Annotated in this window: 13 protein-coding genes; 6 read left to right on the top strand and 7 right to left on the bottom strand. The window is 64.5% G+C overall.

The annotated features are described in order from the left end of the window. The first annotated feature begins 15 nt into the window (after positions 1-15). Together ACH49N_RS31135 and ACH49N_RS31130 are read left to right on the top strand one after the other, a co-directional pair. A complete protein-coding gene (locus ACH49N_RS31135) occupies positions 16-1,173 on the top strand; it encodes an acyl-CoA dehydrogenase family protein (protein ID WP_358276564.1) in 1,158 nt (385 codons plus the stop codon). Beyond that, a complete protein-coding gene (locus tag ACH49N_RS31130) occupies positions 1,173-2,237 on the top strand; it encodes an acyl-CoA dehydrogenase (protein WP_358276565.1) in 1,065 nt (354 codons plus the stop codon). Before ACH49N_RS31135 ends, ACH49N_RS31130 begins: the two co-directional genes overlap by 1 nt. Before the next feature lie 103 nt (positions 2,238-2,340). On the opposite strand, the gene ACH49N_RS31125 is transcribed toward ACH49N_RS31130, so the two are convergent. Beyond that, positions 2,341-3,219, bottom strand: coding sequence for an SDR family oxidoreductase (locus ACH49N_RS31125; protein WP_358276566.1), 879 nt, complete (start codon positions 3,217-3,219; stop codon positions 2,341-2,343). Between the two features lie 165 nt (positions 3,220-3,384). Between ACH49N_RS31125 and ACH49N_RS31120 the strand changes: the two genes are divergently transcribed. Then, positions 3,385-4,242 carry a FadR/GntR family transcriptional regulator gene (locus ACH49N_RS31120; protein ID WP_358276567.1) on the top strand — a complete coding sequence of 286 codons (858 nt, stop codon included), beginning with the start codon at positions 3,385-3,387 and terminating at the stop codon, positions 4,240-4,242. A gap of 47 nt (positions 4,243-4,289) precedes the next feature. Here ACH49N_RS31120 and ACH49N_RS31115 read toward each other — a convergent pair whose 3' ends face one another. Then, entirely contained in the window at positions 4,290-7,400 is a 3,111-nt protein-coding gene (locus tag ACH49N_RS31115; protein WP_397504824.1) for a protein kinase, read from the bottom strand. A gap of 239 nt (positions 7,401-7,639) precedes the next feature. On the opposite strand from ACH49N_RS31115, the gene ACH49N_RS31110 reads away from it, so the two are divergent. Beyond that, positions 7,640-8,899 (top strand): serine/threonine-protein kinase, encoded by a 1,260-nt coding sequence (locus ACH49N_RS31110; protein ID WP_358276569.1) that lies wholly within the window; start codon positions 7,640-7,642, stop codon positions 8,897-8,899. 2 nt (positions 8,900-8,901) lie between these two features. Here the strand turns inward: ACH49N_RS31110 and nhaA are convergent, their stop codons facing one another. From nhaA to ACH49N_RS31095, 3 genes are all read right to left on the bottom strand, one after another. After that, on the bottom strand, positions 8,902-10,764 hold the full coding sequence (gene nhaA, locus ACH49N_RS31105; protein ID WP_358276570.1) for a Na+/H+ antiporter NhaA: 1,863 nt from the start codon (positions 10,762-10,764) through the stop codon (positions 8,902-8,904). Positions 10,765-10,791: 27 nt separating this feature from the next. Beyond that, entirely contained in the window at positions 10,792-11,232 is a 441-nt protein-coding gene (locus ACH49N_RS31100) for an SRPBCC family protein (RefSeq protein ID WP_358276614.1), read from the bottom strand. Positions 11,233-11,338: 106 nt separating this feature from the next. After that, positions 11,339-12,040, bottom strand: a complete 702-nt coding sequence (locus ACH49N_RS31095; protein WP_358276571.1) for an alpha/beta hydrolase — start codon at positions 12,038-12,040, stop codon at positions 11,339-11,341. Between the two features lie 195 nt (positions 12,041-12,235). Between ACH49N_RS31095 and ACH49N_RS31090 the strand changes: the two genes are divergently transcribed. Next, positions 12,236-12,616, top strand: a complete 381-nt coding sequence (locus ACH49N_RS31090; RefSeq protein ID WP_317765751.1) for an SHOCT domain-containing protein — start codon at positions 12,236-12,238, stop codon at positions 12,614-12,616. A gap of 248 nt (positions 12,617-12,864) precedes the next feature. Beyond that, the gene (locus ACH49N_RS31085) at positions 12,865-14,472 is read left to right on the top strand and encodes a DASS family sodium-coupled anion symporter (protein ID WP_358276572.1); all 1,608 of its coding nucleotides are present in this window, start codon (positions 12,865-12,867) and stop codon (positions 14,470-14,472) included. Between the two features lie 18 nt (positions 14,473-14,490). Here the strand turns inward: ACH49N_RS31085 and ACH49N_RS31080 are convergent, their stop codons facing one another. Both ACH49N_RS31080 and ACH49N_RS31075 read right to left on the bottom strand, forming a co-directional pair. Further along, on the bottom strand, positions 14,491-15,756 hold the full coding sequence (locus ACH49N_RS31080) for a cation:proton antiporter (RefSeq protein ID WP_358276573.1): 1,266 nt from the start codon (positions 15,754-15,756) through the stop codon (positions 14,491-14,493). Between the two features lie 11 nt (positions 15,757-15,767). Further along, complete coding sequence (locus ACH49N_RS31075) at positions 15,768-18,122, bottom strand: arylsulfatase (protein ID WP_358276574.1); 2,355 nt, start codon at positions 18,120-18,122, stop codon at positions 15,768-15,770. Between the last annotated feature and the right edge of the window lie 173 nt (positions 18,123-18,295).

The following is an 18,295-nucleotide window of genomic DNA, read 5'->3' as shown; positions in this document are numbered from 1 at the left end:
CGGGAGGAGACCTTCATGAGTCATGACCGACTCGTCCCTCGCGTAGTCGACGACCCGAGCGAGTTCGGCCCGCTGCGAGATCAGGTGCGTACCTTCGTCCGCGAGTGTATCGACGCCGGGGATTTCACCCCGGGAGTCGATACCTGGCTGACCGAGTGGAATCCCGAATTTTCGCGGCGACTGGCCGCGCGGGGCTGGATCGGCATGACAATTCCTACCGAGTACGGGGGCCATGGCCGATCCCACATCGAACGGTTCGTCGTCACCGAAGAACTGTTGGCAGCTGGCGCCCCAGTTGCGGCCCACTGGATCGCCGATCGCCAGATCGCGCCGTCGTTGTTGAAGTTCGGAACCGAGGAACAAAAGCGACAGTATCTGCCGGCCATCACCAACGGTGAGTGCTTCTTCGGGATCGGAATGAGCGAGCCGGACTCCGGTTCGGATCTCGCCAGTGTGCGGACGAAGGCGACTCGGGTCGACGGTGGGTGGACGATTACCGGCACAAAAGTGTGGACCTCAGGCGCCCACCACGCGGATGCATTCTTCGTGCTGGCACGGACGGCACCCAGAGACCCCGCTGCACGTCACGCGGGACTGAGCCAATTCATCGTCGATCTGCGGTCGCCGGGGATCGCCGTCCGCCCCATCGTCTCAATGACGGGAAGTCATCATTTCAATGAGGTGGTCTTGGAGGAAGTGTTCGTACACGACGAGAATGTCCTCGGTCGTGTCGGTGATGGCTGGCAGCAGGTGACTTCGGAGCTTGCGTACGAACGCAGCGGTCCGGAGCGTTTCCTTTCCACGTTCCCGCTGCTTGCCGAGACGGCCGAGCAAGCTGCTGCCGATCGTTTCCCTGCCGACGGTGGCGTCGGTCGCCTGATCGCGCGGATCGCCGGGTTGCACCACATGTCCTCAGCGGTGGCCGGTGCCTTGCATCGGGGCGAGCGTGCCGACAGCGCCGCAGCCGCTGTGAAGCTCCTGGGGACGGTGACCGAAGGGGATATAGCGGACTACGCCGATCTACACATGAACCGAGACGGGTCGGCACAGGAAGAGGGGCCTTTCGGCTCTTTGGTCGATCACGCCGTTCTCCAACGGCCCGGATTCACGTTGCGGGGCGGCACAACCGAGATCCTCGAGAGTGTCGTCGCCCGAGAGCTAGGACTGCGCTGATGACTACGCCAACGATGGTGGACCCTGATCTCGTCGAGATGATGGAGTCGGTGTTCACCGCGCACCGAGATGATGCCGCCGACTCGGCGGAGTCGGCGAAGTTCAACCCCCAGCTCTGGAACATGCTGGACGAACTGGGCCTGATACGGCTCACAGGTAGCGAGACTCACGGCGGAAGCGGTGCTGACTGGCATGCCGCCTCTGCTCTGCTTTCTGCAGCAGCCGCAGCGGCTGTCCCGGTTCCCCTTGTCGAGCACGATCTGCTGTCGGGGTGGCTCCTGGAAACCGTAGGACTTCCCATGGACGGCGGTCTGCGTACGGCATTCTTGCTCGGGGATTCGGCCGTATCGAGCGTGGTGCCCTGGGCGCGTGACGCCGACTTCATGGTTGTCCTTCGTCGCACCGGAGCATCATGGGCGGTTGCGGAGGTAGCACGCGCCGACACCACTCTCACACCCTCGCAGAATCTCGCCGGCGAACCACGCGACAGGGTGAGGGTCGACGTCGAGACTGCCCAGTGGACATCGGTACCAGACGGTGTGGCCGAGATCTTCGTGCTCCGCGGGGCCCTCGCCCGCACACTGCAGGTATGCGGAGCCATGGAACGGATCGTCGAGCTGTGCATCGACCACGTCTCCAGCCGCGCACAGTTCGGCCGGCAACTGTCCAAGTTCCAGGCTGTGCAGCGACTGGTCACCGGAGTAGCCGCCGAGACCGCGCTCGCGCGCTCGGCGGCCGATGCGGCGGTTGCCGCGATCGAGCGAGACGGGTGGGACGCACCGGGCGCGTCATTCGCTGTAGCGGTGGCTAAATCTTGCGCCGGTCATGCCGCGTCGACAGTGGTGCGTAATGCTCATCAAGTCCACGGTGCCATCGGCACTACTCGTGAGCACGAGCTCCATCGGTACACCCGGCCTGTGCTTTCCTGGCGGTCGGAGTTCGGATCCGTAGGGCAGTGGGACCAACTGCTCACCCAGACCGCAGTCGCGGCTGGACGGGATGAGGCTTGGAACTTGATCGTCGAAGGACGCCCACTGACTGGAGTGCTCGACATCGCGGTATGAGCAGCGCCGACAACCGGCTGCGCCGACTCTCGCGTCGGCACGGCCGGTTGTTTCCACGTCCGACTTACGCTGACACAGCGACCTGCCGGTTCAGTCCAGGATGTCAGCGACCGTACTTGTCGTTTTCTTCCATCGGGGGCCAATCCTCGACCATGTGCAAACCCCGCCCGAGATGAGCGGCACCGTCGATCTGTAACAGTTGGCCGGTAATCATCCGCCCTGCCGGTGTCGCGATGAACGCGACGAGTTCGGCAACGTCCTCGGTGGGAGTGGGCCTCCCCGCCGGCACGGACTCAGGGACGACGCGATCGCGCAGCGACGACGCAATCCCTTCGGGCAACGAGTCCGAGATCACCACCCCAGGTGCCACGCAGTTGGCGCGAATTCCCAGGTGCGCCCACTCGAGTGCAAGAGTCTTCGTCATGGCCAGCACTCCCGCGCGGGCCGCAAGCGAATGCGCGAGACCGACACTGCCCCGCTCGACCCCGGACAGAGAGATAGTGACGATGCTGCCGCCGCGCCGGGCGAGGAAGGGTTTTGCCGCCGAGATGACGGTGAAGACAGCATTGAGATTGAGATCGACCACGGACCTGAATCCGTTGTCGGAGATCTCCGCCGCTGCGGCGTAGAACTGTCCGCCCGCGTTATTGACGAGAAGATCCATGCCGAGCTCGGTCGAGGATTCCGATATGACCGACCGCACCTGCTCGCAGTCTCGAACGTCGGCAGAGACCCATCGGAAGGTGCCTTCGGTGCGCGAGACCAGCTCAGCCGTCTGCTGCAGCGCAGCTTCGGTGCGACCTATTCCCGTCACCGTGGCACCGAGCTCGGCCAAGCGAACGCTGATCACCTGTCCGATGCCGCTGCCGGCACCCGTTACCACGGCGTGAGTTCCCGACAGGAGCGTCGGCTGTAACACCTTGACGTCGGCAACGTCCCAGGCACGGCCAGATTGCGGCGGATGCGGCCGATAAGTCGGCATACCGACTCCCTTCGAGACAACCAGCGCCTCTAGCTCGAATAGGTTCAGTGCATAACATATACATGTTTACTGCGCCCGATCCTGTCCGGTCAACTCCCAGGCCGCGCCGGTCGACGCACGACGGCACGAACACGCACCTGGGGAGCGGAAATGTATGATGAACATATGCCAGGAAACAAGGCGACCAAGTCGACTACGGTCGGTAGTCGCGCACGCAACGGTCGCCCAGCTGCCACCGGCGAAACCACCCAGATTCTGCCACGCTCACGGGACGTCACACCGTTGACACGCCCGCCGGAGATGCCGCCGAAACGCGCCGAGATGATCGCTCAACGCATAGTGCGGATGATCCAAGAGGAAGGCCTGAAGTTCGGGGACGCTCTCCCTGTCGAAGCCGACATGCATGAGTCTTTCGGGGTGGGAAGAAGCACCCTTCGCGAGGCTCTTCGCATACTGGAACTGCAGGGCGTGATCGTGATCCGACCCGGCCGCGGGGGCGGACCCACCGTGGGATTGCCGGACTCGCGGCACCTGGCGAGCACGCTCGCCCTTTTGATGCAGTTCTCGGATACACCGTTTCGATCCGTGTTGGAGACGCGTGAGTACATCGAGCCGATCGCCGCTGCCTTGTGTGCGCAGAACGGTGAGGATCGGGTCGTCGACGGATTACGCCAGTCCGTCGACGCCATGCGCGCGAACATCTCCGATGAGACCGTGTTTCTCTATGAGAACCACAGATTTCACGAACTGATCGCCGAAGGTGCACAAAACCCGCTGATCTCGTATTTCCTCAACTCACTCGACTGGATCATCGACGGCGCTCGACTGGGAGTCACCTACAGCCCGTCTTCGCGCAAGCACGTTGCGGTGATCCACGAGCAGATCTGTGAAGCAATCGAAGACGGCGACAGTGATCGTGCACGGGATGCTATGGGTGAGCACATGAAGGAGACTCGCGCCTTCTTCGAGCGGAAGCATCCCAAGGTGATGAACCAGGCACTGAGCTGGGGAATGTACGGCTGACGGGTCGGCCGGGCGAGCGGTCCTGGATTTCTCCGACCATATCTTTGTTAGTCTCGCCGCCGGCCGGACGCGTCCAGGCCACTCGATTCGGTCCTTGCCGGGTGGGCAGCGTCACGATCGGTATCAGCGAGGGCGAAGGTTATGGCTTCTTGCGGGCCCAGCCGTAGGCCCTTGCGGTGTCGTACACGAAACTCTTTGTCCCCGAGACTCGTGCGGGTCATATCATGGCACTCTGTGTGGTAGGTACGAAGTTGCTGGAAGAGCAGGGGGGAGCTTCCCACCGCCGCTCCCAACGACTCGGCCGCGCCCAACAACGTGGCGGCTCGACCGAAGTCCTGGTTGCGGCCGGCGATCCACGCCAGGACCTCCAGACTGACGGCGGCCACGAGAGGCTCGTCGATCAGACGACACAACCGCAGGCACTCGTCCATATACTGTGCTGCGCGGACAGGGTTCCCCTGCCTGAATTCCGCTACGCCGATGCCCCACAGCGAATACGACCGATACACCGACTCACCACGTGATTCGGTCACTGCGAGTACTTCGTGATGACAAGCGAGTGCGCGTTCGGTGTTGCCGCCCAGCTCGTACGCCACTCCCAGCATCATCAGGATCCAGACGCGTACCGCGACTTCACCGTCGGCGGTAAAGACTTGGAGCGCTTCTTCGAGTCTTTCCGCTGCCTCCAGCACATTGCCGCTGTACAGCGCGAGAATACCCTTGGCGTGGGCTATACGGGCGTCGCTGACCGGGTCCGTCATCTCGGCCAGCAGCGCCTCGCCCTGGGCAATCAGATCCCATCCGGCGGACAGATCACCCTGCATACCAGCGAGCACGCTGTCGGCGTAGATGGCCTTGACCCGATCTGTCGAATTTCGCACGGAGCGCGTTCCCAGGGCACGATCCAGCCAATACCTCCCCTCGCTGAGCAGGTTGCGGGACAGCCAGAAAGGGAACAGCGCCGCAGCAATCTCGAGTGCGGAACCTTCCTCTGATTCCCCCGGCTCGACTATCGCGAATTCCATAGCCTCACGGAGGTTCGACTGCTCTCGGGACAGTCGGGCGATCCACTCGAGTTGACGGACACTGATCCAGTCGCGCTTGGCATCTTGCACGAATTGCCGATACCAATCATGGTGACGACGCCGCAGTAGCGCCCAGTCTCCCGAAGCGTTTGCTTTGACTCGTCCGAATTCACGGATCGTCTCCAACATTCGGAATCCCACCGCACTGCCATACTCCTGCCGGACGAGAATCGACTTGTCGACCAAGGAGAAAATTCCCTCGAGCAGGTCGTCTCGATCGACGTCCTCGCACATACTCTCTGCAGCATCGAGTTCGAAGTGGCCCACGAACACAGACAGATTGATCCATATCTGCCGTTCCAGCGGCGTGCACAGGTCGTAACTCCACTCGACACAGAGAAGAAGAGTGCGTTGACGAGGTGGCGCAGAACGGCTTCCATGGGTAAGTAGCTTGTATCGGTCGTTCAGCCGCTGGGCGATTTGGCCGAGCGACATCGCCCGTAACTGCGCTGCCGCCAATTCGATGGGTAGCGGCAGACCGTCGAGTTGACGGCAGATGCGAACGACGGTGTCGATATTGTCATCGGAGAGTTCGAATCCCGGCACCGCCGCTGCGGCGCGTTCCTCGAACAACGCAATCGCGTCGTAATTGGGGGAGGCCATCAACGCGGGCTCGTGATCGGCGTCCGGTGTTCTCAAGGACGGCACCCGCAAGACAGATTCACCGGGGATGTTCAACGGCTCGCGGGACGTCGTCACGATCGAGACGTCCGGACATGTTCGAAGGACCGTCTCAGCAAATCGAGCGACCGGTGCGATGACGTGCTCACAGTTATCGAGCACGATCAACAACTTCCGATCGATCAGGAACCCAACTACCTCGTCCATCGGATCCGTATGTCCGGTGCGCAGGCCGAGGGCTCTCGCGATCACGTCGATGAGAACCGACTCGTCCATGACTTCGCCGAACGCTGCCAGCCATACGCCATGGGGAAACTCGTCGCGCAGGTCGGCAGCGAGTCGCAACGCCAGACGAGTCTTCCCGACACCTCCGATTCCCGTCAACGTCACCAAGCGCGCAGTGCGGAACATGCCTCTCGCGTGGGACAGTTCGTCCTGACGCCCGATGAAGCTGGTCACCTCCAAGGGTAGATTTCCCGTGCGACTCTGGAGTGCGGCACGGCGACCCGAGTGCTCGTCGGTGGAACTCGTCGAGACGGCCTCTCGTCGACCGAGCGGAGCCACTGGCTGTTCCATGAGAAGCGCCATGTCATCCACTTCGAGGCCGTTCCGCGCCTGGAGCGCGCGGAGTTCGTCGCCGAACTCGACGGCAGTGCTGGGACGGTCGCCGGGATCGCGCGCCATCGCATGTTCGATCGCTGCGGCAATGTCGTCGGGGATGCCGTTGTCACGCAGGTTGGGGATGGCGTGCCTCGTGATACGCACGAATTGCGCCACGACCTGCTCCCCGGACCGACGTTCGAACGCCGCGTGACCGGTCAAAGCGCAGAAGAGGGTGGCGCCGATGCTGTAGACGTCCGAGGCGGGCGTCGGCGCATCGCCCTTCAGTATTTCGGGAGCTGTGAACGCCGGTGAAGCGGTGATCATGTCCTTGGAAGTCTCGAACCCGCCGGCGATGTGCGCGATTCCGAAGTCAGTGAGGGCTGGCTCGCCGTAACTCGAGAGCAAGATATTGCCCGGTTTGATGTCGCGGTGCAGAATGCCGAGTCGATGCGCCGTCTCGACGGCACCGGCGATGCGGACGCCCAGCCGCAACACCTGGTCCGGGCCGAGGGGACCATCCTGCCGGATCAGCGTATCGAGTGAGTCCAAAGGGTGGTACGGCATCACGATGAACGGGTGGCCGCTCGTCGTGGAACCGACTTGAAGGACATTGACAATGTTCGGGTGGCCGGTCAAGCGACCCATGGCACGCTGCTCTCGGAAGAATCGCGTCCGATTCTCGTCGTCGAGCGCGCGGGTGAGAACTTTGACCGCCACCGTGCGGTCCAAAGAGGGCTGCAAACACCGATAGACCACCCCGAAACCGCCGCGACCGATCTCGTAGGCCTCCGTGAAACCAGCCGAAACCAGCTCGCGTTTCAGGGCGGCGTCGTCCTGCCGTGTCTCCACCCGTCCGTCCTCGACCCTCTCACCGTCCACAGTCTCCGTCGAGTTCACGCTGCGACGGCGTTTCGACGGTGCAGCAACGCGCAGCCCGGCATGTGAACGTCGTCACAACATCAACTCATCTGTGAATGTACCCGCCGTCGAGATCAGGACCGAAGACGGTGTGGTGGCCTTACTGTGAGGAACAGCGTGTCAATGGCTCCATTGGCCGCGCGGGGACTGCTGGCGCTAGCGTTGAAGCTATGTCAGTGCCCCAGGCTCTCGCAGCTCGATACGAGCTGCGTGCTGTGCTGGGCCGAGGTGGGATGGCCGATGTCCACGACGGCTGGGATCTGCGGCTCGGACGGCCCGTCGCCGTCAAGGTGCTGCGTCCCGAGTACGCGTCCATTCCCGATATCCGGCGACGGTTCGAGGTGGAGGCCCGGGTGGCCGCCACGCTGAACCACCCGAACGTGGTGGCTGTTCACGACTGCGGCGAGGACGGCGGCGTTCCGTACATCGTGATGGAACGACTCCCCGGGAACACCCTCGCCGACGACATCGCCCGCGGACCACTCCCGGAGGCCCGAGCCCGCGCAATTCTCGCCGACATACTCGCCGCCGTCGGCGCTGCCCACGACTGTGGGATCTTGCACCGCGACATCAAACCGGCAAACGTGCTGTTCAGTAGCACGGGTGTTGTGAAGGTCGCCGACTTCGGCATCGCGAAGAGCGCAGACAGCAGCCACACCACATCGGGTCAAGTGCTGGGCACCGTCGCCTACCTGAGCCCGGGTCGCATCGCCGAGAAACCGGCAACCGTCGCCGACGACCTCTATGCGGTGGGTGTTGTCGGCTACGAGGCTCTCGCAGGACGCCGCCCGTTCGTCGGCGAGAACATTCTGTCGCTGGCCCGCGCGATCCTGGCAGGGGGCGCTCCCCCGCTGACCGACGTGCGACCCGACGTCGACCCCCAGTTGGCGTCCACCGTCGAGAAGGCGATGGCGCACGATCCGGCGCATCGGTTCGGTGACGCCGCGGCCATGCGCAACGCAATTCTGGGCAGTGCGGGGCCGGTACCGGCACCCCCTCCGATGGGCGCGCCGCCTCGAACCATGGCGTTCGCGCCCGCCACCCTGTCCGCGGCTCCACTCGCCCCGGCCGATCCGCGTCGGACACGGAAGACGGGGCTGATCCTGGCAGCGATCGCCGCTGTCGTGGTAGCAGTGATCGTGGGCGCCCTGGCGATCGCCTCGCGCGATAACGACGGTGGCGGAAGTCCCGCTGTGGCACCGGCAACGTCGAGTCAGGCTCCTACACCCATGCCGACGCCGACCGTTACCGAAGAACTTCCGGTTGCACCACCTGTGTCGGTCGGCGTTCCCGTTCCTGTCCCACCGGTACAGAACCCCGAACCGCCGAACCCGAACGGCAACAGTGGGAATGGGAATGGAAACAACGGCGGGAACGGCAATAACAAGGACAAGGAGAAGGACAAGCAGAACGGGCGCGGGGGAAACTGAGATCAGTCGCCTTGCGCGTCCCGTGCCTCTTCGAGCCGGCGAATAAGCGTCGCTGCGTCGAAAGGTCCGGTGTGCCGGGTGAGGTCGGTGCCCGTGGCTCCGAGATAGAACGTCGGTGTCTGCCGGAAGTCACTGGTCTGGGCGTCGAGTTCGTCGTCGTCGACGCGGTGGAGGTACTCCCCGGTGCGCAATTCCTCCTCGAACCGTTCCATATCCAAGCCCAGTTCCGCCGCGTACCCAAATATTTCGTCCTCATCGAGGGCATCACTGTTGGCGAACAGGTGATCGTGCATCTCCCAGAACCGGCCCTGCCGGTCGGCCGCCTCCGCGGCATGGGCAGCGAAACGCGCATGCGGATGCACCTCGTCGAGAGGCAGATGCCGGAACACGTAGCGCAGCGCATCACCGAAATGCGCGCGCACGTCACGGATACTGCCGGTGGCCTTGGTGCAGAACGGGCACTCGAAGTCGCCGTACTCCACCAAGGTGAGCGGTGCGTCTACCGGTCCCCGTAGGTGATCACGCCCCGGCTGCACCGGCCGCAGAAGGGTGGTTCCGATCGCCTCGGTCGGCGGCGTGCGCCAGTCCGAGAACCGGAACAGCGCCCAGCCGAGGACGGTGGCGATCACCGCTGCCGTCAGGACGCCGACGCGGGCATCGTTCGCCAGGACAGGCGATTCGATGGCGAGGTCGACGATGAACAGTGAGATCGTGAAGCCGATGCCCGCCAGCGCGCTGCCGCCGCTGATCTGGGACAAGTTGAGTCCGGGTGGCAGGCTGCCCGGCCGCATTCTCGAGAAGAGTGCGGTGGAGGCGGTGATGCCGACGAACTTGCCGACCACGAGGCCGAGCACAATGCCCCAGGCCAGCGGCGACCTCACAGCGTCGGCGAGGGTCTGCCCGGTGACGACCACGCCGGCATTGGCGAGCGCAAAAATCGGCACCACGAGGAAAGCGGTGTACGGCTGATAGAACCGCAGGAGCCGCTCGTTAACGGACACAGCCCGCAGGACACCGAGCTGTGCCGCCCGGGCGTACTCGGAGTTCGGTGATTGCCGAAACGCGCGAGTGAGTTCGCCCGCCCGCTCCACCTCGCGGCGCCTGGGCGGATACACGGGAAGGATCAGGGCGATCAACACGCCCACGAGCGTGGGATGGACACCGGATTCGTAGAAGGCCACCCACGTACCGGCCGCGACGATGAAGTAGGCGACTCCACGCCACACCTCCAGTCGACGCAACTGCATGATCAGCAGTAGGCCCACCGCACCGAGCACCAACGGACCGAGCCGCAGATTGTCGGTGTAGAAGAAGGCGATGATGGCGAGTGCGCCGATGTCGTCGGCGACCGCAAGGGTGAGGATGAACACGCGGAGTCGCGCAGGGCACCTCGGTCCGACGAGCGCCAGCGCACCCAGCACGAACGCCGTGTCCGTCGACACCACCACACCCCACGCGGCGGCCTCGTCGCCGCTCGGGTTGAGGGCGAGGAACAGCGCAGCCGGCAAGGCCAGACCGGCGATGGCGGCGACCAGAGGCACTGCGGCCCGCGCTCTGTCGGTGAGCTCGCCGATAGTGAGTTCCCGCTTCACTTCGAGACCGACAACGAAGAAGAACAGCGTCATCAATGCGTCGTTGACCCAGTGCTTCAGGTCGAGACTGATTCCGAAATCCCCGACCTGAATGGTGATCGGCGTGTGCCAGAACGACTCGTACGTGGTCCCGATGTTCGCCCACGCCAACGCCAGAACAGTGGCCACGAGCAGGAAGCCGGCCGACAACGTGTCGTCGTCGGTGCCGTCACGAATTCCGGCAAGTCGTGCCGACAACCGCCCCAGGCGTGTGGGATTGTCCTCGACCGCCATCTGTCCCCTCGCTCACGCTCGTGCTGATCACACGTAGTTGTCGACGACGAACTTCGTCAGACCCTTGCGGATGGTCCGGATCGCCTGCTTCTGCCCCTGCCTCAGCACCGCCTGGGGCAACCGGATCTTCGGGTCGACCGACATCGTGACCCGCACAGAGGTGCCGCGCGACGTGGGCGTGAGGCGGTACTCGCCTTCCTGACTCCGCTGCTTGTCGCTCTCGACGAGAACCCAGGACATCTGCTCGTCGTCGATCCACTTGTGCTCGGCCAACTGGGTGTCCGAGACACCGAGCACCGAGAGTGTCATCCGCACGGTCCGCGGTCGTCCGTCCTCGAACCGCGACTCCACGACGACTTCCTTGTGCACCGCCGACCACTCGGGGATCCGCTCCACATCGACAAGGGCACGCATGACCTGTTCGGGGGTTGCTTCGATCTCGAACTCGCCTGATACCGACAACGACATCGTGTCTCGCACCTCCATGTGTTCGGACCTCGGGAACGGATTGCGCCGTTCTCGGCAGACTAACCGCGGTTCAGGGGTCAGCGCTCGGCGACGGCCACCGTGATTATCAGAGGCCCTCGACGTAGCCCTCGAGCGCCGCGGCCAGTTCCCGGGGGCGGGCCAAGGCGATCAGGTGTCCCGCATCGATCACGTCGGGTGCAATGCCCAGACGCTCCCGCACGATCCGTTTCATGAAGTCGACAGGGAAGAGGCGGTCTCGACTGCCCGCGATCACACGGGTCTTCACGTGCGGCCACTCCTCCGCCCGCCATACCGTCTCGAACGGAGTGTCCGACATGGCGACCTCTTCGGCCTGGAACGCTTCCTCGATGAGCTCTTCCGGCACATCGTGGAAGAACAGTTCCCGCAGATCGTTGGTGGCGGCCGGGTCACGTCCCTCGCTGACCGCGAACGCACGCTGCGCCGCGGACTGCCCGGTATTCGCCCACCACTCGCCCGCCGACTCCCCGGGCGCCGGAAGCATCGGAGCTACCAGGACCAGCAGATCGACGTCGACGTCGGTTCGTTCACACACGATCGCCGCGGTGAACGCCGACATCGACTGTGCGACGAGCACGACGGGACCCTCGACGTCGCGGAACGCCTTGACGACGACGTCGGCGAACTCGTATTGACCTGCGCTCTCGTCGCTGTACGGCAGGTCGACGGTGATGGCGGCGTGCCCATTGCCCGTCAGAATGGGCACGACTCGGTGCCAGTACCACGAGTCGGATCCGGCGCCGGGCAACAAGACGAAAGTCACGGCCATCTCATCGTCTCCCTTCCACGAGCAGAAGCACACCACGGTGCGGTCGCAGGAGCAACCCGATGTCGGCGTGCGTCGTGCTGCCCGTTATGCGGAACTACGCACAATCGCGGGCGCGAAGGACGATGCTGACCAGGTAAGTGGTGCACGTTTCGGGCTGCACACGAGCGCAGTCCATAAGCGCGAAGGAGCTAACTCATGATGGACTCATTCTGGGACTTCCTGTGGTACACGGTGGTCGTGTTCGCGTTCGTCGCTTACCTGATGATTCTGTTCCAGATTTTCGGTGACCTGTTCCGCGATCGCGCTATGTCCGGGTTCACCAAAACACTCTGGATCATTTTTCTGATCGTGCTGCCGTACATCACTGCGTTCGTGTATCTCATCGCCCGCGGTCGTGGGATCGCGGAAAGGCAGCTCGAGGCACACAACTCGGCGAGGCAGGCAACCGACCGTTACATCAGGGAGGTGGCCGGCAAGTCGGCTGCCGAGCAGATCGCCGACGCGAAAGCACTCCTCGACGCGGGCACCATCAACCAGGCCGAGTACGACACTCTCAAAGCGAAGGCGCTGAGCTGAGCAATATCACCAAATCCGATTCTGCTACCGCCCACGGTGTCTGGACGACCCCGACGCGGACTCGAAGGTGCCGGCGCGCTTCTTACGCGGGTGGCTCCGCCGGTTGACCGGACCCGAGTCGTCCCAGGACGGGTCGGGTCCCAACACTGGTCGCAGGCCTCGGTCGTGCCGAGTTAACAGGTCGTGACACGACTATCACGCTCGTTCACGGGTACTACTTCCGTACCGATCGGTGCCGGGGAGGGACCATGACAACCGAGAACCAGGGCAATCGCACCGACGTCGACAAGGCGTTGCTCGGGCACACCACGTATCGCAGTCTCGGCGAACAGCAGCTCTCACCCGCCGAGGAGCGATTCGAGAAGGGCCGCCGCACGATCGGGCTCTTTCTGGCGCCACTGATCACGATCGTCTTCCTCGCCCTGCCGATTGACATACCGCCCAACCAGCAGACGTTGGCAGGCGTGCTGCTCGGCGTCATCGTGTTGTGGGTGACCGAGGCGGTGCCGATCCCGATCGGCGGGCTGCTCGGGGTGGCGATCGTGGTGTTTCTGGGCGTGGCGCCGGCCGACGAGGTGCTCGCCGCGTTCGGCTCGTCGACGATCTTCACGTTCGTCGGAGCGTTCATCCTTGCCCAGGCGATGCTCAAACACGGCGTCGCACGGCGATTCGCGTTTCGGATCCTGACCCTGCCGCGTGTCGGCCAGTCCACCACCGGTGTGATCGTCGCGTTCGGTGCGATCACGTGCGGACTCTCGGCGTTCGTATCCAACACCGCAACCGTGGCCATGCTGCTGCCCACCGCCCTGGGGATCCTCGGCGTCATCGCGAAGCTCATGCAGCGCCGCGGCGTCGTCGCCGAGGACTTCGACCCCCTGCGGGTCCGGGTGGGTGCCGCGATCATGCTGATGCTCGCATACAGCGCCAGCGTGGGCGGGCTGCTGACACCGGTCGGAAGCCCACCCAACCTGATCGGACGCGGGCTCATCGAGGAGGCCACCGGGGAGCGGATCAGCTTCGGGCAGTGGATGGTGATGGCCATCCCGATCTGCCTGCTGATGTTCATCGCGCTCGCCATCATCCTGCTGCGCATCAACAAACCGGAGATCCGGCGCATCGAAGGCGTCGCCGACTACCTGGCGGAGCAGCGTGCAGAAATGGGTCCGTTGTCGCGTGCCGAGAAGAACACGCTCATCGCGTTCGGAGTCACGGTGACGCTGTGGATCCTGCCCGGTGTCGTCGCGGTGATCGCCGGCAACGACTCGGACCTCTACGGCACGATCAGCGACCGACTCGACGAGGGCATGGTCGCGGTCTTCGGAGCGGCGTTGCTCTATCTGCTGCCGACAGATTGGGAGAAACGCGAGTTCACGCTGACCTGGCGGGACGCAGCAGAAATCGACTGGGGCACGATCGTGCTGTTCGGTAGCGGCATCATTTTCGGCTCACTGCTCGCCGACACCGGACTTGCCGAGACGATCGGCACATCCGTCGCGGAGTCGCTAGGCCTGACCAGCGTCGTCGCCATCACCGTGTTCGCGGTGCTGCTGGCCATCGCCGTATCGGAGACGACGAGCAACACGGCGTCGGCGGCGGTCGTGGTGCCGATCGTGATCCCGGTGGCGTTGGCGGCCGGGGTCAACCCCTTCGTGCCTGCGCTCGCGGCCACATTCGCCGCATCGTTCGGATTCATGCTGCCGGTCTCGACGCCGCAGAACGCCGTGGTCTACGGCTCCGGAGCCGTCCGAATTACCACGATGATCCGAAGCGGAATCACCTTCGACATCGTCGGTGCGATTCTGATCATTGTCTTCCTGCCCCTGATGATCGCCGTGGTCGGCCTCGGCGGTGGGTGACCAGTCGGTGCGGCCATGTCATCGACCAGGATCTGATGCCATGAGGCCCTCACCTCGGGGGTGGCGACGGAACCATGTGGCATAGCGATCGGCCAGCGGCGCGGCAGTGAGTCCGTGGGCGAGTACCGAAAGTCCGATGGCGATGACGGCGGTGGTCAGCAGTAATTCCTCGTGGGGCAGCTCGCCGGATTCTTCGAAGATGAGGATGACGAAGACGATGGTCGCGAGTCCGCGCGGCCCGAACCATCCGAGGAAGGCGACGGTGGGGGCGCGCGGACGTGTCCCGACCAGCGACAGCGCGACGGGAACCATCCGGACGACGGTCAGACTCACGACCGCGTAGCCGAGCACGGCCCACGACAGATTGCCGAGAGCGGGGCCGAGCAGCACGGCACCGAAAACGATGAAGGTGATCGCGTTGAACAGGTCACCGGCCTCGTCGAGAAGGTCGGCACCGTCACTGCTCTCGCCGTCGCCGCGGTTGACCTCGGCGCGGTGGCGGATGGCGTTGAAGGTGAGTCCGCCGACAAACGCAGCGATGAAACCGGAACCGCCCAACGGCACGGCGACGGTGTAGGCGAGCAGGGCCGCCGTCAAGGGGACGGTCTGAGCCCACAACGGGTCGATCGTGCGGTGGCGGCCGGCTATCACCAGGATCGCCGCCGCGATCGCCCCGGCACCGATTCCCGCGATGATGCCGTAACCGATCTGCTCGGCGACCAACCGGGCCGCGGCGCCGCCGCCGATCGCCCCTGCCTCGGCCTGCGCGATCGCCAGCACGATCAAGAACAGCGGCACGCAGATTCCGTCGTTGAGCCCGCTCTCGACGTTCAAACCCTGCCGTATTCGGGACGGCAGGATCGGCAGGGTGACCACGGCCTGGCCGAGAGCAGCGTCGGTCGGCGCGAGGATCACCGCGAGCAAGAGCGCCTCGGGCCACGCCAGATCACCGAGCAAGAGAAGGGCCGCACCGAAACCGGCCGCGATGGTCAGTGGCAGGCCGATACCGAGCAGACGCGCGGGGAGGGCGATTTCGGCACGGAGGGCTGACAGGTCGACCCGGGAGGCGTCCGAGAAAAGCACCAGCGCGAGCGTCACCTCCGCGAGGAGTTTCACCGTCTCGGCGGCGGGATGCACGTCGATCAGCCCGACCGTGCTTGCACCGAGGAGCAGACCGCCGATGGTGAAGACGATCGGGGCCGTGATCGGCGTGCCCGCAGTCCGGCCGGAGACCGCCGCGTAGGCGAGCAGAATGGCAGCGATTGCGGGGAGTGCCCAGGTCATGGCTGGACCGATTACTGGCGGGAGGTCGCGACCCGGACGACTTCGGCGGGGTCGACGAGGTGGGAGTGGTCGTCTTCGCCGACGTCGATCTTCACGACCTCGATCCGCCCGTTGAACTTGGCGGCACCGATGTAGTCGGTGCTCACCGGCATACCGTAGTCGTTGCCGATGTCGGTGGTCTCGTCTGCTGAGAAGACCATCGGTTGCGTCTGGTCGACCCGGCCACTGCCGACGCTGCGGCCGTCGATGTAGAGGGTGACGGTCCCGCCCTTCGCCAGACCGCCCCCGTCGTAGGCGAACTCGGCGCGGACCTGGCGACTGCCGGTGTCGAGGTCTTCCGTTGCCCCGACGACGAATTCGCTCATGCCGAGGAGGTTGTAGACGAATGCCACTCGTCCCTCCCTGACGTAGAAAGCCCAGCCGCCGAAGCGACCGCCCTGGGCGATGATGACACCGTTGGTGGGCCCGTCCTTCGGCGTCTCGATCGCCGCGGTTACCGAAAACGACCGGTTCTTGATGTCGATCACGCTGTGTTCACTGAGCCGCTTCATTCCCGGGAACAACACCTGCGAGGTTCCCGTCACGAGTTGCGGTCGGCCGGCGATGGTCGGGTTCAGCCGTTCGAAGCGGCGGTCGTCGATGGGAAGAACGTTGAACTTCACCGCTTCGATCAACCAGAGCCGTTGCAGTGCAGCAAGTTTGTCGGGCATCTCGGCGACGAGGTCATGGGCCTGCGACCAGTCGGTCGACCCGTCGTAGAGTTCCCACACGTCGTCATCGAGCGCGGGCAGCACCTCGTTCGGCAGCCATGGGGTGCTGTGCCGGGTGACCGCGCTCCAGCCCTTGTAGTAGATGCCACGGTTACCGGCCATCTCGAAGTACTGCAGGTCGTGTCGTTCCGGAGCCTCCGGCTGATCGAAGCTGTACAGCATGCTCGGGCCCTCGAGCGGGGCCTGCTGCACCCCGTTGACGAACGTGGGCTCGGGAAGTCCGGCGGCCTCGAGCACCGTCGCTGCCACGTCGACGACATGGGTGAATTGCGACCGAACTTCTCCCTTGCTGCGGATCCCGGCGGGCCAGTGGACGATGGTGCCGTTGCGGGTGCCACCCCAGTGCGAGGCGACCTGCTTGGTCCATTGGAACGGCGCACACATTGCCCACGCCCAGCCCACCGAGTAGTGGTTGTAGGCCTCCGGGGTGCCGAGTTTGTCCTTCACCTCGGCCATGAACTCCGGGGTCTCGATGGCGGCGAGACCGTTGAAGTTCGCCATCTCGTTGAATGCGCCGTTGATGGTTCCTTCGGCGGAGGCACCGTTGTCGCCGATGATGTAGTAGACGAGGGTGTTGTCGAGGGCGCCGATCGTTTCGATCGCGTCGATCACGCGGCCGACGTGAAAGTCCGTGTGCTCGAGGAATCCCGCGTACACCTCCATCTGGCGTTCCAGCACCGGTTTGAGTGCGTCGTCCATCTCCTCCCACCCGGGGATAGCGTCCGGGCGCGCCGTGAGTTCGGTGTCGGCGGGGACGACACCGCGCCGCTTCTGCTGCTCGAGAGTCGACTCGCGTTGCGCGTCCCACCCGCCAGCGAACTGGCCGGCGTACTTGTCCGCCCACTCCGGGGGCACGTGATGCGGGGCGTGCGTGGCCCCGGGTGCGAAGTACACGAAGAACGGTTTGTTCGGGGCCAGCGACTTCTGGCTCCGAATCCAGTCGATGGCGTGGTCGGCGAGATCCTCGGTGAGGTGGTAGCCGTCCTCGGGTGTCTTGTCCACCTCGATCGGCGCCACGCCCTCGTACAGCGCCGGATAGTACTGGTTGTTCTCGCCGCCGATGAAGCCGTAGAAGTGCTCGAAGCCACCGCCGCCAGTCGGCCACGCATCGAACGGCCCGATCGGGGACGTCTGCCACGGCGGCACCTCGTGGCACTTCCCGAACTGGGCGGTCGAGTAACCGTTGAGTTTCAGGGTCATCGGCAGTGCGGCCTTGGTGTTCGGCCGCAGCCCGGACGAGCCCGGCGCCGAGGTCGCGGTTTCGGTGATCATGCCCATCCCCACCGAGTGGTGGTTGCGGCCGCTGAGCAGCGCGGCTCGGGTCGGTGCGCAGAGGGCGGTGGTGTGGAAGCGGTTGTAGGTGAGGCCGCCCCGTTGCAGTCGCTCCGCGGTCGGGGTGTGTGCCGGGCCGCCGAAGGCGCTGGCGGCGCCGAAGCCCACGTCGTCGAGGAGGATCACCAGAACGTTCGGGGCGTCCTCCGGTGGAAGCAGAGGTTGGATCGGTGGGAAAGCGGTGTCCGGGTCTTTCGCGTCATAGGTGATCAGTCCGAGGTGCTGCCGGTCGGGTATCGGTAAAACCTCACGCCGCTCCACCATGACTACTCACAACCTATTCCGTGTCGTCGGAACGCTCCCGGTCCTCCGCTGGGCCCGGAGTGCACAGCACTGCCCGATCTCAGCGTGCCTGAGCCTGGGCTTCCGGTACCTCACCCACTGGGGGTGAGCTACGCACCGCACGACAGGACCCCCTACCCGCGGTCGGGCCCGCT

The organism is Rhodococcus sp. NPDC019647 (assembly GCF_044389235.1).
Lineage (GTDB): Bacteria > Actinomycetota > Actinomycetes > Mycobacteriales > Mycobacteriaceae > Rhodococcus_F > Rhodococcus_F oxybenzonivorans.
This window is presented reverse-complemented; position numbering and strand designations above follow the sequence as displayed.

Excerpts from the sequence above, each read along its gene's own strand:
- ACH49N_RS31135 (WP_358276564.1), top strand. The coding sequence starts at position 16 with ATGAGTCATGACCGACTCGTCCCTCGCGTAGTCGACGACCCGAGCGAG.
- ACH49N_RS31130 (WP_358276565.1), top strand. The coding sequence starts at position 1,173 with ATGACTACGCCAACGATGGTGGACCCTGATCTCGTCGAGATGATGGAG.
- ACH49N_RS31125 (WP_358276566.1), bottom strand. The coding sequence starts at position 3,219 with ATGCCGACTTATCGGCCGCATCCGCCGCAATCTGGCCGTGCCTGGGAC.
- ACH49N_RS31120 (WP_358276567.1), top strand. The coding sequence starts at position 3,385 with ATGCCAGGAAACAAGGCGACCAAGTCGACTACGGTCGGTAGTCGCGCA.
- ACH49N_RS31110 (WP_358276569.1), top strand. The coding sequence starts at position 7,640 with ATGTCAGTGCCCCAGGCTCTCGCAGCTCGATACGAGCTGCGTGCTGTG.
- nhaA (WP_358276570.1), bottom strand. The coding sequence starts at position 10,764 with ATGGCGGTCGAGGACAATCCCACACGCCTGGGGCGGTTGTCGGCACGA.
- ACH49N_RS31100 (WP_358276614.1), bottom strand. The coding sequence starts at position 11,232 with ATGTCGTTGTCGGTATCAGGCGAGTTCGAGATCGAAGCAACCCCCGAA.
- ACH49N_RS31095 (WP_358276571.1), bottom strand. The coding sequence starts at position 12,040 with ATGGCCGTGACTTTCGTCTTGTTGCCCGGCGCCGGATCCGACTCGTGG.
- ACH49N_RS31090 (WP_317765751.1), top strand. The coding sequence starts at position 12,236 with ATGATGGACTCATTCTGGGACTTCCTGTGGTACACGGTGGTCGTGTTC.
- ACH49N_RS31085 (WP_358276572.1), top strand. The coding sequence starts at position 12,865 with ATGACAACCGAGAACCAGGGCAATCGCACCGACGTCGACAAGGCGTTG.
- ACH49N_RS31080 (WP_358276573.1), bottom strand. The coding sequence starts at position 15,756 with ATGACCTGGGCACTCCCCGCAATCGCTGCCATTCTGCTCGCCTACGCG.
- ACH49N_RS31075 (WP_358276574.1), bottom strand. The coding sequence starts at position 18,122 with ATGGTGGAGCGGCGTGAGGTTTTACCGATACCCGACCGGCAGCACCTC.